This window comes from Bacillus sp. CGMCC 1.60114, assembly GCF_042676365.1.
GTDB classification, from domain to species: domain Bacteria; phylum Bacillota; class Bacilli; order Bacillales; family Bacillaceae_G; genus Bacillus_A; species Bacillus_A rhizoplanae_A.
The window spans coordinates 33728-47947 of the sequence record NZ_JBHTHG010000007.1 but is presented as its reverse complement, the minus strand read 5'-3'; the positions used below and the strand labels follow the sequence as shown (position 1 = coordinate 47947).

Annotated in this window: 21 protein-coding genes; 17 read left to right on the top strand and 4 right to left on the bottom strand. The window is 37.3% G+C overall.

Going from position 1 to position 14220, the window contains the following annotated elements; all coding sequences use genetic code 11:
- The first annotated feature begins 104 nt into the window (after positions 1 to 104).
- Together mntR and ACFQZ1_RS03340 are read left to right on the top strand one after the other, a co-directional pair.
- A complete protein-coding gene (gene mntR / locus ACFQZ1_RS03345) occupies positions 105 to 533 on the top strand; it encodes a transcriptional regulator MntR (RefSeq protein ID WP_377880684.1) in 429 nt (142 codons plus the stop codon).
- Between the two features lie 99 nt (positions 534 to 632).
- Complete coding sequence (locus ACFQZ1_RS03340; RefSeq protein WP_377880683.1) at positions 633 to 1289, top strand: HAD family hydrolase; 657 nt, start codon at positions 633 to 635, stop codon at positions 1287 to 1289.
- Positions 1290 to 1306: 17 nt separating this feature from the next.
- Here ACFQZ1_RS03340 and ACFQZ1_RS03335 read toward each other — a convergent pair whose 3' ends face one another.
- Together ACFQZ1_RS03335 and ACFQZ1_RS03330 are read right to left on the bottom strand one after the other, a co-directional pair.
- Positions 1307 to 1711, bottom strand: coding sequence for an SA1362 family protein (locus ACFQZ1_RS03335; RefSeq protein WP_377880682.1), 405 nt, complete (start codon positions 1709 to 1711; stop codon positions 1307 to 1309).
- A gap of 81 nt (positions 1712 to 1792) precedes the next feature.
- Positions 1793 to 2716, bottom strand: a complete 924-nt coding sequence (locus ACFQZ1_RS03330) for a DUF1385 domain-containing protein (RefSeq protein ID WP_377880681.1) — start codon at positions 2714 to 2716, stop codon at positions 1793 to 1795.
- 239 nt (positions 2717 to 2955) lie between these two features.
- Between ACFQZ1_RS03330 and ACFQZ1_RS03325 the strand changes: the two genes are divergently transcribed.
- Genes ACFQZ1_RS03325 through efp form a run of 4 tightly spaced genes read left to right on the top strand, consistent with a single transcriptional unit; the run spans position 2956 to position 5577 of the window.
- Positions 2956 to 3441, top strand: a complete 486-nt coding sequence (locus ACFQZ1_RS03325) for a YqhR family membrane protein (RefSeq protein ID WP_377880680.1) — start codon at positions 2956 to 2958, stop codon at positions 3439 to 3441.
- 52 nt (positions 3442 to 3493) lie between these two features.
- Positions 3494 to 3934 carry a type II 3-dehydroquinate dehydratase gene (gene aroQ, locus ACFQZ1_RS03320; RefSeq protein WP_154712106.1) on the top strand — a complete coding sequence of 147 codons (441 nt, stop codon included), beginning with the start codon at positions 3494 to 3496 and terminating at the stop codon, positions 3932 to 3934.
- A gap of 3 nt (positions 3935 to 3937) precedes the next feature.
- A complete protein-coding gene (gene pepQ, locus ACFQZ1_RS03315; RefSeq protein WP_377880679.1) occupies positions 3938 to 4999 on the top strand; it encodes a Xaa-Pro dipeptidase in 1062 nt (353 codons plus the stop codon).
- Positions 5000 to 5019: 20 nt separating this feature from the next.
- Positions 5020 to 5577 carry an elongation factor P gene (gene efp, locus ACFQZ1_RS03310; protein WP_377880678.1) on the top strand — a complete coding sequence of 186 codons (558 nt, stop codon included), beginning with the start codon at positions 5020 to 5022 and terminating at the stop codon, positions 5575 to 5577.
- 181 nt (positions 5578 to 5758) lie between these two features.
- Here the strand turns inward: efp and ACFQZ1_RS03305 are convergent, their stop codons facing one another.
- On the bottom strand, positions 5759 to 6079 hold the full coding sequence (locus tag ACFQZ1_RS03305; RefSeq protein WP_377880677.1) for a hypothetical protein: 321 nt from the start codon (positions 6077 to 6079) through the stop codon (positions 5759 to 5761).
- Between the two features lie 201 nt (positions 6080 to 6280).
- Between ACFQZ1_RS03305 and ACFQZ1_RS03300 the strand changes: the two genes are divergently transcribed.
- The 9 genes from ACFQZ1_RS03300 to ACFQZ1_RS03260 are packed head-to-tail and all read left to right on the top strand — an operon-like array spanning position 6281 to position 11675.
- Positions 6281 to 6562 (top strand): YqhV family protein, encoded by a 282-nt coding sequence (locus ACFQZ1_RS03300; RefSeq protein ID WP_377880676.1) that lies wholly within the window; start codon positions 6281 to 6283, stop codon positions 6560 to 6562.
- 21 nt (positions 6563 to 6583) lie between these two features.
- Positions 6584 to 7507: a stage III sporulation protein AA gene (gene spoIIIAA, locus ACFQZ1_RS03295; RefSeq protein WP_377880675.1), complete on the top strand. Its 924-nt coding sequence runs from the start codon at positions 6584 to 6586 to the stop codon at positions 7505 to 7507.
- The gene (gene spoIIIAB, locus ACFQZ1_RS03290; protein ID WP_377880674.1) at positions 7504 to 8019 is read left to right on the top strand and encodes a stage III sporulation protein SpoIIIAB; all 516 of its coding nucleotides are present in this window, start codon (positions 7504 to 7506) and stop codon (positions 8017 to 8019) included. Before spoIIIAA ends, spoIIIAB begins: the two co-directional genes overlap by 4 nt.
- A 12-nt stretch (positions 8020 to 8031) precedes the next feature.
- Positions 8032 to 8235, top strand: a complete 204-nt coding sequence (gene spoIIIAC, locus ACFQZ1_RS03285; RefSeq protein WP_020061584.1) for a stage III sporulation protein AC — start codon at positions 8032 to 8034, stop codon at positions 8233 to 8235.
- A gap of 9 nt (positions 8236 to 8244) precedes the next feature.
- Positions 8245 to 8643 carry a stage III sporulation protein AD gene (gene spoIIIAD / locus ACFQZ1_RS03280; protein WP_253631174.1) on the top strand — a complete coding sequence of 133 codons (399 nt, stop codon included), beginning with the start codon at positions 8245 to 8247 and terminating at the stop codon, positions 8641 to 8643.
- Between the two features lie 13 nt (positions 8644 to 8656).
- Positions 8657 to 9826, top strand: coding sequence for a stage III sporulation protein AE (gene spoIIIAE, locus ACFQZ1_RS03275; protein WP_377880672.1), 1170 nt, complete (start codon positions 8657 to 8659; stop codon positions 9824 to 9826).
- Positions 9827 to 9838: 12 nt separating this feature from the next.
- Positions 9839 to 10468, top strand: coding sequence for a stage III sporulation protein AF (gene spoIIIAF / locus ACFQZ1_RS03270; protein ID WP_377880671.1), 630 nt, complete (start codon positions 9839 to 9841; stop codon positions 10466 to 10468).
- On the top strand, positions 10461 to 11105 hold the full coding sequence (gene spoIIIAG / locus ACFQZ1_RS03265) for a stage III sporulation protein AG (RefSeq protein ID WP_377880670.1): 645 nt from the start codon (positions 10461 to 10463) through the stop codon (positions 11103 to 11105). The genes spoIIIAF and spoIIIAG overlap by 8 nt, the downstream gene beginning before the upstream one ends.
- Positions 11106 to 11117: 12 nt before the next feature.
- Positions 11118 to 11675, top strand: a complete 558-nt coding sequence (locus ACFQZ1_RS03260) for a SpoIIIAH-like family protein (protein ID WP_377880669.1) — start codon at positions 11118 to 11120, stop codon at positions 11673 to 11675.
- 42 nt (positions 11676 to 11717) lie between these two features.
- Here ACFQZ1_RS03260 and ACFQZ1_RS03255 read toward each other — a convergent pair whose 3' ends face one another.
- Positions 11718 to 11891: a DNA recombination protein RecO gene (locus ACFQZ1_RS03255; protein WP_377880668.1), complete on the bottom strand. Its 174-nt coding sequence runs from the start codon at positions 11889 to 11891 to the stop codon at positions 11718 to 11720.
- Between the two features lie 458 nt (positions 11892 to 12349).
- Here ACFQZ1_RS03255 and accB point away from each other — a divergent pair, with 458 nt between their 5' ends.
- A complete protein-coding gene (gene accB, locus ACFQZ1_RS03250; protein WP_377880667.1) occupies positions 12350 to 12832 on the top strand; it encodes an acetyl-CoA carboxylase biotin carboxyl carrier protein in 483 nt (160 codons plus the stop codon).
- 17 nt (positions 12833 to 12849) lie between these two features.
- Positions 12850 to 14202 carry an acetyl-CoA carboxylase biotin carboxylase subunit gene (gene accC, locus ACFQZ1_RS03245; protein ID WP_377880666.1) on the top strand — a complete coding sequence of 451 codons (1353 nt, stop codon included), beginning with the start codon at positions 12850 to 12852 and terminating at the stop codon, positions 14200 to 14202.
- The last annotated feature ends 18 nt before the right edge of the window (positions 14203 to 14220 follow it).

Here is a 14220-nt window from a genome sequence, read left to right as displayed (position 1 = left end):
GAAAATGGGCTTGTTTCCACCCTTGTCACGATATCCTTTCTGTTGTATCATTTTATTGATTGCTTAGTCCGGAATATAAAAACTGAATTGGATGGAGGAAACCGATGCCTACTCCTAGTATGGAAGATTATATCGAACAAATTTATTTGTTAATTGAAGAAAAGGGATATGCCCGTGTATCTGATATTGCCGAAGCGCTTAATGTACATCCATCCTCTGTAACAAAAATGGTACAAAAACTTGATAAAGATGAATATCTAATTTATGAAAAATATAGAGGGCTTGTATTAACAGTAAAAGGGAAAAAGATTGGTAAGCGCCTTGTCTATCGCCATGAATTGTTAGAACAGTTTATGCGTATTATCGGTGTAGACGAAAGCAAAATCTATAATGATGTAGAAGGAATTGAACATCATTTAAGCTGGGAAGCTATTGATCGTATTGGCGATTTAGTGCAGTACTTTGAACAAGATGAGCTTCGTGTTGAGAAGCTTCGTGGTGTTCAAAAGGCAAATGAAGAACAAGCGCAGTAAGAGAGGGAACTGAAGAACAGTTTCCTTTTTTGCTTGTGAAAAAGGGGATTTACGCACAGTGTAGAATATATATGCTGACTACACTCGTAGGGAGAGGATATGTTGAAAGCGATTGTGTTTGACTTTGATGGACTCATTGTAGATACGGAAACGGTATGGTTTGAAGCATATCAAGAAATTGTACGTGAATACGGAGGAGAATTGCCACTTGAAGAGTTTGCAAAATGCATTGGAACAACAGATGAAGTGTTACATACATTTTTGCAAGGTGAGTTAAAAGAAAAATGGAATAAAGAACATATAGAGGAAAAAGTAGCGATATTACATCGTGAAAAAATGAAATTACCTATGGCTCGTGAAGGGGTAAAAGAATATTTGGAAGAAGCAAAGAAACTCGATTTGAAAATCGGTTTGGCCTCTAGCTCTTCACGGAAATGGGTGACAAATTTTTTGAAGGAATTGGGATTACAAAAATATTTTGAGGTTATTAAAACAAAAGAAGATGTATTACAAGTAAAACCAGACCCAGCACTATACGTAGGTGCTGTTGCTGAACTTGGCGTACATCCTTCTGAAGTAATTGCTTTTGAAGATTCCGTAAACGGAGCGAGAGCTGCAGTTGCAGCCGGGTTAAAATGTGTAATTGTGCCAAATGAGGTGACAAAATCCTTGTCTTTTGAAACGCATCATTTACGTTTAAATTCTATGAAAGATAAGAATTTATCTGAGGTTATTGAACATATTAAACAAAAGTAAAGAAAGACCACACTTCTCTAAAAGGAAGCGCGGTCTTTCTTTTTGCCTTTTTTTCCTTCAATAACTGTTAAGTGAGATTGTTTCCGTTTGCGTCTTAGGAAGGAAGCATTTCCTTTTTTTCCTTTAGCATCAGAAGCATTTTTCTTTAACAAATTTTTGCTTAGGGGTGTTACATTTTGTTTTCCATATTTTCGGTTCGATTGTTTCGCAGCACGTTTGTAAGAAGATTGTGAGTTATTAGCTGAACCGCTTGAACTCGTAAGCATCTTATAAAGCAAATAAAAGACACCAGCAACAATGAGCATTATCGCAATGTTTTTTACAACTCCCATTGGATTTTCAATTGTGAATGCTACAAGACTAAATACGGCTAACCCAACAATTACAACAAATAGAGCGAACATAAATGAACGACCCTTCATAAGGAACACCTCCTAAAAAGAAAGATATTTTAATTAGTTTATTAACGAAAGGCGAAGGAGTTGAATAATATTAAGAAAAAGTTATTGTTGTCTTTCTTCTAGACGCAGTAGTTCTTCAAAAGATGCAATTGCTACTTCAACTTGATCATCTGTTGGTTCTTTCGTTGTTAACAGCTGAAGCCACAGACCAGGGTATCCTAATGCGCGGAGTACTGGAACGCTTCGTAAGCTGTTTGTAAATTGCAACACCTCAAATGAAATACCCAGCACTACAGGAATGAGCAAAATACGATTCATAAGGCGAACCCAAAGAGGATCTGTTGGAACGAGAAAATATACAAACATCCCAATAATAACAGTAAATAAAATGAAGCTGCTGCCGCAACGATAATGAAGACGGGTTTGTTTTTGTACGTTTTCTACTGTTAATGGAAGATTATTCTCATAAGCATTAATTACTTTATGTTCCGCCCCGTGATATTGAAATACACGTTTAATAAGTGGAGTTAGTGAAACAAAGTAAATATAGCTAAGTAATAATACAAGCTTAATGATACTTTCGACAATAATTTGCCCAGCATGAGATGGGAAAACAGGTCTTGTCAATTCTGCTAAAAGCGCAGGAACCGCAGTGAAAATCACTTTTCCGAAGATAAAGGATAAGACCCCTACTGCCGCAACACTAAGTATCATCGTTAGCTTTGACTGTTCTTCTTTTTTTTGTACGAATTGTGCATCATCTGCAGGATGTACATCAAAGCGTTCTGAAGCGAAGTTTAAATGCTTTGCCCCGTTTGCACTTGCATCAATAATTGCCGCGATGCCGCGTAGAAATGGAATTTTTTTAAACATAGACGATACTTTATTACGAACACGAGGTAATCGATAAAATTCGATAGATTTATCTTTACGACGAATCGCTGTAACAGTATATTCTCTACCGCCAAACATAACTCCTTCTACTACCGCTTGACCGCCGTAGATTTGTTTTGTCTTCTCTGTCATGTCAACACCAACCTGTATTTGTTTTTCTCTTATCAGAAAAGAGGTAGCGACTCTAGGTGTTGTCATTATATTATATGACAACACTACAGTTTCCTTTATTTTATCGACAAAAGTGTACTTCTGACAAGGAAAATCAGCAGGTTAGTCAGACATTTCCTATTCTTTTTATAGACAAATTCCGCAGTATTTAAACATGCTTTAAATTAGTTTCGGACATACTAGTAGGCGGAGGTGTGGATGTGAAACAAGAACAATCTGTCACGAAAAAAATAGTTCAAATTGGTGTGTTTGGAGGTTTGTTTTGGGGAGCTGTTTGGTACTTTCTCCATATTTTTTCTTTTACTAATGCGGGTCCAAATTATTTGCTGCTCCCGTTTGCACTTGGAGATTGGAAAGAAGGTGTATGGGGAAACGTAGCGGGAATTGTGTGTATGGGGATACTTTCAATTGTTGTAGCGTTTGTATATAAGGTAGCTTTGAGTAAGTTTGAAGGTGTGATTCCAGGCGTTATATACGGTCTTATATGGTGGGGAATATTATTTTTTGCAATTGGATCTATTGCACCTGTCATAAGAAGTGCGTTAGAAATGTCTAGGACAACCATTATAACGACAGCATGTATTTTTATTCTATATGGTGTTTTTATTGCATATTCTGTTTCGTTTGAGGTGAATAACGAAAAGGGTACAGAGAACAAGGAAAAGACAAACTATTCAAATAAGTGAGGGGTATGGTAAAATGCTATATAGACATTTTTTTTATTAAGGAGTTAGGTATATGAATAAATTGCTCCTCGTTAACGGGCCTAATTTAAACCGCCTCGGTGTGAGAGAGGTTAATGTATATGGTACGGGAACGTTAGCATCGCTAGAAACAGATATGAAACAACAAGCAGAAAGTTTGGGAGTGGAGCTAGAGTGTTTCCAATCCAATCATGAAGGTGCCATTATTGATATCATTCACGAGGCTGAGGGTACATATAAGGGAATTATTCTAAATCCAGGAGCATTTACGCATTATAGCTATGCAATTCGTGATGCGATTGCGAGTATTTCGATTCCTGTTGTTGAGGTGCATATTTCAAATATTCATCAGCGCGAATCGTTTCGTCATGTATCTGTTACGGCGCCGGTCACAGCAGGACAAATTGTAGGATTTGGCTTGTATGGCTATCACTTAGCGTTACTTGCATTATTGGAGAAAATCGGGGAGGCATAATCAATGGAGAAACTTACAAAATTAAGAAGTGCATTTGGAGAAGTTGGTATTGATGGCATTCTATTAACGAATCAACATAGTCGTAGATATATGACAAACTTTACAGGAACGGCAGGAGTTGTATTAATTTCAAATAAACGCGCTTTGTTTATTACAGATTTTCGCTACGTTGAACAAGCGCAAAAACAAACGGTGGGCTATGAGATCGTGCAGCATACTGGTTCGATTCTTGAAGAAGTTGCAAAACAAGTAAAAGACTTAGGAATTCAAAAGCTTGGTTTTGAGCAAGATACTCTTACATACAGCTCTTATACGGCATATAAAGAGGAAGTTGATGCAGAATTTGTTGCAACTTCTGGTATTGTGGAAAAGTTACGCTTGATTAAGACTGATTCAGAGATTAAGATATTAAAGGAAGCTGCACAGATTGCAGATGCTGCCTTTGAACATATTCTATCATTTATTCGCCCGGGAGTATCTGAGATTGAAGTGTCAAATGAACTTGAATTTTTCATGAGAAAGCAAGGAGCAACTTCTTCTTCGTTTGATATTATCGTTGCTTCGGGACTTCGTTCAGCATTGCCGCACGGCGTGGCATCTGAAAAATTGATAGAAAAGGGAGATTTTGTTACATTAGACTTCGGTGCTTACTATAAAGGATATTGCTCTGATATTACTCGTACAATTGCAGTAGGTGAGCCGTCCGACAAATTAAAGGAAATTTATAATATCGTATTAGAGGCGCAGCTGCGTGGTGTTAATGGCATTAAAGCTGGTTTAACTGGCCGTGAAGCAGATGCGTTAACGCGTGACTACATAACTGAAAAAGGATACGGTGAGTATTTTGGGCATTCTACAGGTCATGGAATTGGTCTTGAAATTCATGAGGGACCAAGTTTAGCATTCCGCTCTGAAACGGTACTTGAGCCAGGAATGGTTGTGACTGTAGAACCTGGAATTTATATTCCAAATGTAGGCGGAGTTCGCATTGAGGATGATATTATAGTAACAGCTGAAGGTAATGAAGTGTTAACTAAATCTCCGAAAGAACTCATTATTTTGTAATACACAGGAGGATTTTTTGCATGATTTCAGTAAACGATTTTCGTACAGGTTTAACAATTGCGGTGGACAACGGCCTTTGGCAGGTTATAGATTTCCAACACGTAAAACCAGGTAAAGGTGCAGCGTTCGTTCGTTCTAAACTACGTAACCTTCGTACAGGTTCTGTTCAAGAAAAAACATTCCGTGCTGGTGAAAAAGTAGAAAAAGCACATATCGAAAACCGTCGTATGCAATATTTATATGCAAGCGGTGAAGCTCATGTATTCATGGATAATGGAACATACGAGCAAATCGAACTTTCTGACAAGCAAATCGAACACGAATTAAAATTCTTAAAAGAAAATATGGAAGTAGCAATCATGACATACCAAGGCGAAGTACTTGGTGTAGAACTTCCAAACACTGTTGAGTTAAAAGTTGTTGAAACAGAACCAGGTATTAAAGGTGACACAGCTTCTAACGTAACAAAACCAGCTACATTAGAAACTGGTCTAGTTGTACAAGTACCAATCTTTATTAACGAAGGTGAAATGCTTATTATCAACACAGGAGAATCAAAATACGTTTCTCGTGCGTAATTGAAAGAGGCACTCGTGGATTATCCATGAGTGCCTTTTTTTATCCCGCTATTCTTGGGCAGTAGAGCCCCACCTTAAGATTCAGAGATAGGTGGGGGCCTTACTGCTGGCATGTGCCCGATTGGACGGGCTTTCCATCAGTGGGGAGATGAAGAAAACCCTCACTGATGGAAGTTTCACTTTATGTGAAATAAGGTATGTAGTAAATAACGGTAATAATCAAGCTAATCGTAAGTAATAAGAGAGTTCCGATCATATAGGGATTCATCCGAACTTGAAAAGGTGTTACTTCCCCGGTGTCAACTCCTGTCCAGCTTTTTGTAATAGCACGCTCCATATTGGCGTTACGATTCATATTTAAAAGCAATAGCCAAGTGATGCTGAAAATGGCTAAACTCCCTAAAAAGAAACTTTCTATAAATGACCAACCAACAAATTTTGCAAATAAGAAAATAGCAGCTATTTCTACTGAGATAGTAAGGATAATTTTAAGAACTTTCATACTTCCACCCTTTTTATTCCAATATATCATGATTTTACAGAAAATTCCGTTTATTTTCATTTAATAATTAAAAAATTACTTTTCCACTTCTGAAATAGACAACCCTTGCATATGGTTGTACAAACGTACTCTTTCATCTTGTTTCAGCAGGGTATATGTGTGCTGTTAGAACGGTGTAAGGATAATGAGAGAGGTGAGAGGATGAAACAGTGGCTAGCGGCATTTGAAACATCTGTGCTTGTGATGGCGCTTCTTAGGCTCTTCTCGGGAAGCATGGAGATTTTCGCCGCTTTGCTTATGTTGTATTTCAATGATGCAAAAAAAGCATTGTTCGTAAACGGCATGCTTGCATTTGTTGGACCGACTGTTTTAATTGTGACCATGTCAGTTGGAATTGCGAGTGTTACGAACGAAATTTCATTTTTGAAACTATTTTTTCTGGCGCTTGGGATTGCTTGTATTTTTATTGCAGTATTGAAATAGCGATGTGATGGGGAGAGAGCTATGAAAGAAGTATTAGAGATGTTGCCAAAGCAAATTGAACGTTTTATACAAGACTGCAAAGAATATGACACATTAGAAGAAATACGGATTCGGATTGGTCGGCCGCTTGAATGTATTGCGCGCGGGAAAGCGCATTTTTATAACTATATCGTGACGGTAGAAGACGCGGCATATTTACTGAATAAATTGAGTCAATATTCGCTTTATACGATGGAAGAAGAGCTGAAGCGAGGGTACGTCACACTGCGCGGGGGGCACCGTGTTGGCTTAGCAGGAAAGGTAATTATGGAAAAGAGTGTGGTGAAAATGATTCGAGATGTGGCGTCATTTAATATTCGAATTGCTCGACAGAAAATGGGGATTGCCGAGCCTCTTTTACCGTATTTATATCAGAAACGTTGGCTAAATACGATGATTATTGGCCCACCGCAAACAGGGAAAACAACCTTATTACGTGATGTAGCCCGCTGTATGAGTGCTGGTGTTCCAGGGCAACATGTACCTTCTTGTAAAGTTGGTATCGTAGACGAAAGATCGGAAATTGCCGGATGTGTGAAAGGTGTTCCGCAATATGAGTTTGGACCAAGAGTAGATGTGCTAGATGCATGCCCAAAAGCAGAAGGTATGATGATGATGATTCGTTCAATGAGCCCCGATATATTAATTGTTGACGAAATTGGCCGTCAAGAGGATAGCGAAGCAATTATGGAAGCTGTTCATGCGGGTGTTCAATTGTTTATTAGTGCACATGGATACGGATATGAAGATATACTGAAACGACCTTCGCTGAGAAAAATTATAGAGCTGGGCGTGTTTGAACGTTTTATTGAACTTTCTAAAATAAAAGGACCAGGAACTATTATGAATATGAAAGATGGTAGTGGAAGGCCGATACGCCAAGGAGAAAGGGTGCTGAGCGTATGATTAAATTCTTTGGTGCTGCACTTATTGTTGCGGTATCAACATTTTTTGGTTTTTCACATGCGAAAAAATATAGTGAACGCCCTCGTCAACTGCGATTGCTAAAGGCTGCTCTGCAATCGTTAGAGGCTGAAATTATGTATGGGCATACTCCATTATCTGAGGCAGCTGCACGCCTTGTGAAACAAATGCCAAAGCCTTTGAACTGGTTTTTTCATAGCTTTCATGAGCGATTACAAACGGGAGAGCAAACTGTGCGGGAAGCATGGATCGATAGCTTACAAGAAAATTGGAAACTCACAGCACTGAAGCAAACAGAATATGAAATTTTACAGCAATTTGGAGAAACGTTAGGACAACACGACCGCGAATCGCAGCAAAAACATATTCGTTTATGTATTACACATCTAGAGAGAGAAGAAGGGGAAGCAAAGGAAATGCAAATCCAGTACGAAAAGATGCTGAAAAGTTTAGGTGTATTAGCAGGACTATTGATCGTTATTTTACTGTTGTAAGGGGGAAAGGTGATGTCGATCGATGTTGGATTAATCTTTCAAATTGCAGGTATTGGTATTATTTTAGCTTTCATTCATACTGTGCTGAAAGAACTGAAGCGAGAAGATATTGCCAACTGGGTTATTCTCGTTGGTTTTGTCGTTATTTTATTTCAGGTTGCATTTTTAATTAACAATTTGTTTGACAAGATTAAAAGCGTCTTTCTCTTTCAGTAAAGGGGGGCGATTCGAATCGAAATATTGCAAATTGTAGGACTTGGGCTTGTGGCGACGTTTTTGGCGGCAGTATTGAAGCAGCATAAATCGAGTATAACTTCATTGTTTGTTGTATTTGTCAGTAGCGTTATGTTTTTACTTGTCATCGATCAAATTCACTCCATTTTAACGATGATTGAGCGTATTGCAAATGAGGCGAAAGTGAGCAATGTGTATGTGGAAACATTACTGAAAATTATTGGAATTGCCTATATTGCAGAATTTGGCGCACAAATTACGAAAGATGCAGGACAAGGAGCGATTGCTTCAAAAATCGAATTAGCAGGGAAAATTTTAATTTTAGTGATGGCGATTCCAATATTAACGGTTGTAATTGAAACAATTCTCGGTTTTTTACCAACTGGATAAAGGAGGGTGAATCGTGCGATCGTGTGGAATAAAGTTTTTGTTTGCCTTTTTCTTCTTTTTTTCTTTGCCGATTATCGTACAAGCTTCTCCTTTAGAACAAAATGTTGTGGATGAACAGCTAGGAAAGCTTGGGATAGAAGATGTAAAGAAATATTGGGATGACCTTGTTGCAAAGTACGGGGGGTATTTGCCGGAAAGCCAAAAGGGAAGCTTTATGGAGTTTGTAAAAGGAGAAAAAAATTTTTCAATTAAAGAGTGGATAATTGGGTTACTAAAATACTTATTTCATGAATTAGTGGCTAATGGAAAGTTACTTGGGACACTTATTATGCTTACTATTTTTAGTGCGCTTCTTCAATCGCTTCAATCTGCTTTTGAAAAAAGTAGTGTGGGGAAAATAGCAGATGCTGTTGTATACATGGTGCTTATCGTTTTTGCCTTAAATAGTTTTTACGTTGTAATGACGTATGCAAGAGACACCATTCAAACAATGATAGATTTCATTTTAGCGCTTCTTCCTATTTTGTTAGCACTCATTGCTACTGGAGGGGGTGTAGTATCTGTTTCCTTCTTTCACCCCATTATTGTTTTTCTTATGAATACGAGCGGGATGCTCATGAATTACATTGTTTTACCGCTCCTGCTGCTTGCAACGATTTTAAGTATCGTAAGTACAATGAGTGATCAATATAAAGTTACAAAATTGTCCAAGCTGTTGCAAAATGCTAGCGTTAGCATTATTGGTATTTTCTTAACAATCTTTCTCGGTGTGCTTTCTGTACAAGGAACGGCAACAGCAGTAGCAGATGGGATTGCTGTTAAAACAGCAAAGTTTGTAACCGGAAACTTTATTCCAGTTGTAGGGCGAATGTTTACCGAAGCAGCAGATACAGTGCTCAGCGCATCTGCATTATTAAAAAATACAATTGGAATTGTTGGGATTGTTATTTTATTACTTATCGTTGCTTTTCCTGCTATTCAAATTTTTTGCATTGCTTTCATTTATAAGTTTGCAGCAGCAGTGTTGCAGCCTGTTGGTGGAGGAACGATTATTCAATGCCTGGATATTATCGGGAGAAGCATTATATACGTGTTTGCTTGTTTAGCTATTGTATCGTTTATGTTTTTTTTAAGTATCACTATTATTATCGCAGCTGGAAATATTACGTTAATGATGCGTTAGGGGGTGATCAAGTTGCAATTTGTAGTAGAGTGGATTCGGAATATTATTGTGTTTCTACTATTAGCGACGATGCTTCATATGTTACTTCCTAATTCGAATTTACAAAAATATGTAAAATTTGTTGTTAGTTTGCTTCTAGTTGTTTTAATCTTAACACCCTTATTTAAATTGCTACAAACAGACATTAAAGATGTAATTGCAAATGTTAGCCAAGACAAGTATGTGGCCAACGGATTAATAGAAAATAAAATTGATACAAAGAAAAAAGAAATACAAGCCTCACAACGTGCATATATTTTAGAACAGATGGCTGTCCAAATGAAAAAACAAGTTGGAAAAGAACTGGAAGAGAGATATGGCATGGCCGTTATGAGTTTGCAGATAAAAGTACCAGAAGAAAAAAAGGAAGTGAAATCTCAGCAAGATATTCAGTCTGTTGTCGTAACGCTTCAAAAAAATGAACACAATCGAGAAGGAGCTATTGAAACAATTCAAAAGGTAGAAATTAATTCGAAGGAACCTCGAAAGACGTCAGAACAAAACACGGCTGAAATGAAACAATTCTTCTCAAACAAATGGCAATTAGAAGAGAGCAAAATTAAAGTACAGATGGAAGGGGGGATAGGGAAAGTAAATGAATAATAAATTTCAATTTCTTCGCACCTTTTTTAAAGGAAATGAAAAAGACGGGAAAGAGAAAAAAGTCACATCAAAGTTTTTAATTGCCTTGCTCATACTCGGTATGCTTCTTATGTTTTCTAGCAATCTTTTTCAAGCAAAAAAACCAGAAGTACCTGTTTTGAAATCACAGACAGGGCAAGAACAGTCTAAAGATGTACCAACATTTGGACAAAAGGACAGCGACAACAAATCTATTATTGATAAATATGAAAAAGAATATGAACAACAATTGAAAGAAGCTTTAGAAAGTGTTACGGGCGTTAAAGATGTAACAATTGAAGTTAATCTTGATTCATCTGAAGAAAAAATACTCGATAAAAATACAGTCAAGCGATCGCAAAGCACAGATGAAACAGATAAAGAAGGTGGAAAGCGGAAAGTTGAAGATGAATCGATTGACGAAAAAACAGTGACTGTACGTCAAGGGGATAAAGAAGCTCCTATTGTACTCCGAGAAGATAAGCCGAAAGTTCGCGGTGTTCTTGTTGTTGCAAAAGGAGTAGATAATTTACAAGTGAAACAGATGGTGATAGAAGCTGTTACACGTATGCTAGGGGTTCCAAGTCACCGTGTATCTGTCTTACCAAAAAAGAATTAGGGAGGAAATAAAGTGCTAAAAAAACAAACAGTTTGGTTATTAACGATGCTAAGTTTAGTTGTTGTTCTTTCGGTATACTATGTAATGACACCAGATAACAAAAGTAAGGTTGTTACAACATCCCTTGGAGAAGTAACGAAAGAGAAGCAAGGATCTGAAAAGGAAACTAGTAAAAAAGAAACAAGTAAAAAAGAAGGTAATGTATCTAGTCATTCTGCTAGTGATGATAGTTTCACAGCGCTACGCTTGAAAATGGAGGATCAGCGCAGTGAAGTGAAAGAGAAATTACAAAATGTAATGAACTCAACGAACGCTTCCGCTGAGGAGAGAAGTAAAGCAAAAGATGACTTTGATGCATTAAGTGATTTAGCAGCTAAAGAAACATTATTAGAAACATTAATTAAAACAGAAGGTGGCTATAAAGACGCACTTGTACGTGCAGATGGAAATGACATTAAAGTAACAGTTAAAGCAGCGAAGCTCTCCGCGAAAGAAGCAAATAAAATTATGCAGCTTGTAAAAAGCGAGACGGGCTTAATGGCAGATGTTCGATTTGAAGTAGCAAAGTAAAAAGCTATCGATTTTTCGATAGCTTTTTTTGGTTACTAGAAGCTAGTCTGGGAATTGTAGTTCGGCTTCTTTCACTTTTATAGGAGAAATTTGTTGAGAACAGAAAATCATTGGTTCTTGGTAAAGGTGATTACTTTGTCCGCATTTCATTTGAATAGCGAGAGCTGCAGCCCAAATAATAACAGTTGGTAGAAAGAGAATAAGCCAAATGTTCACGTTTTCACACCTCACTGTATATGATTCTACTTTGACAATACTCTTTTTATATGAAGGGGATATGAAGTGGGTGTAAATAAACTTTGAATATTTGGTAAAAATATACAAACTGCATAATAAGGGAGGTGATATTGATTTTTAAGAAGTGGTCTTGCCAATTTTGAGTGAAACTTGGTATTATTACTAGGTGATAAAATATAACATGCTGTTATTTTAACATTCCAATTTATTTGTCATAAATAAAAAATAAATTGGAATGTTAAAAATATTTATCGTAAGATAAATATATAGTTTGAAACTTCAAAGTAGCTTTTTATTGAAAGTACGCGAAGCAATGTATTATTGTCTGTTATAGCAAAATTAAGTGAAACTTCCATCAGTGACATTTATGATGATGGCTTGTAGAAGCAACCGTGCTATTGCAGCAAGACAAACAAGTATATAGGAGTGGATTTTATATGTTTAAAATTCAAGAAGTTCGTGAATTGATTAAGTTGATTGATGATTCTAATATTGATGAATTTGAATACAAAAAAGATGGTACTACGATTAAGATGAAAAAGCGTGGCAATGAAGTAGTTGCTGTGCAACCTGCTCTTGCAGTGCAAAAACCTGTACAAGCTATAGCAAACGAAGTGGTTGCTGCACCAGCTCAAGCTGAAACGCCAAAACAAGAAGAGAAACCAGTAGCACAAGATGAGAACTTGCAAAAGATTACTTCTCCAATGGTTGGGACGTTCTATGCATCTCCATCACCAGATGCACCTGTATATGTAAATGTAGGAGATCGCGTATCGGAAGGGAAAATTGTTTGTATTATAGAAGCAATGAAACTCTTTAATGAAATTGAAGCAGAAGTAAGTGGAGAAATCGTTGAAATCCTTGTGAATAACGGTCAGCTTGTTGAATATGGACAACCGCTATTTCTTGTAAAAGCATAATAAGGGAGTCTTGAATTATGATTAAAAAAGTATTAATTGCGAACCGCGGGGAAATTGCTGTACGAATTATTCGTGCTTGTAAAGAAATGAATATTGAAACAGTTGCAATTTATTCTGAGGCAGATAAAGAAGCGCTTCATGTACAAGTAGCAGATGAAGCATACTGCGTTGGTCCAACCGTATCAAAGGAGAGTTATTTAAACTTAACGAACATTATTAGTGTTGCGAAATTAACAGGTTGTGATGCAATTCACCCTGGATATGGATTTTTAGCAGAAAATGCTGATTTTGCAGAGCTTTGTCGTGAATGTAATTTAATTTTTATCGGTCCAAGTCCAGAAGCTATTTCAAAAATGGGCACAAAAGACGTTGCACGTGATACAATGAAAGAAGCAGGGGTTCCGATTGTACCGGGTTCACAAGGAATCATTAAAAATATCGAAGAAGCTGTAGCACTCGCAGAGGAGATTGGATATCCTGTTATTATTAAAGCAACAGCGGGCGGCGGCGGTAAGGGTATTCGCGTTGCGCGCACTGAAGAAGAGCTTGTGAAAGGAATTCAAATTACACAGCAAGAGGCAAGTACCGCTTTTGGAAACCCTGGTGTATATTTAGAAAAATACATTGAAGATTTCCGTCATGTGGAAATTCAAGTGATGGCAGATAACTATGGTAATGTCATTCATTTAGGAGAGCGTGATTGTACAATTCAGCGTCGTTTGCAAAAGCTGTTAGAAGAGTCACCTTCTCCAGCTTTAGATGCTACTATTCGTCAACAAATGGGAGAAGCAGCAGTAAAAGCAGCGGCAGCAGTAGATTATACAGGTGCTGGCACAGTTGAATTTATTTACGAATATAAAACGAAAAGTTTCTATTTTATGGAAATGAATACACGAATTCAAGTCGAACATCCTGTAACTGAAATGGTAACAGGAGTAGATCTTATTAAAGAGCAAATTCGTGTTGCTTCAGGAGAGCAGTTATCACTGCAGCAAGAAGATGTACAATTTAACGGTTGGGCAATTGAGTGCCGAATTAATGCGGAAAACCCTGCCAAAAACTTTATGCCATCTCCAGGAAAGGTAGAAATGTATTTACCACCAGGAGGATTTGGTATTCGCGTCGATTCAGCTGTATATCCTGGATATACGATTCCACCTTATTACGATTCGATGGTTGCAAAGCTTATTGTTTACGGAAAAACACGTGAAGAAGCAATTGCAAAAATGAAGCGAGCGCTAAGTGAATTCGTCATTGAAGGTGTACATACGACGATTCCGTTTCATTTACAACTTCTTGACCATCCTGAGTTTGTACAAGGTGAATTTAATACTAAGTTTCTAGAACAGCATGATTTAACGGCGCACTGATACATTTAAAGGAGGTTT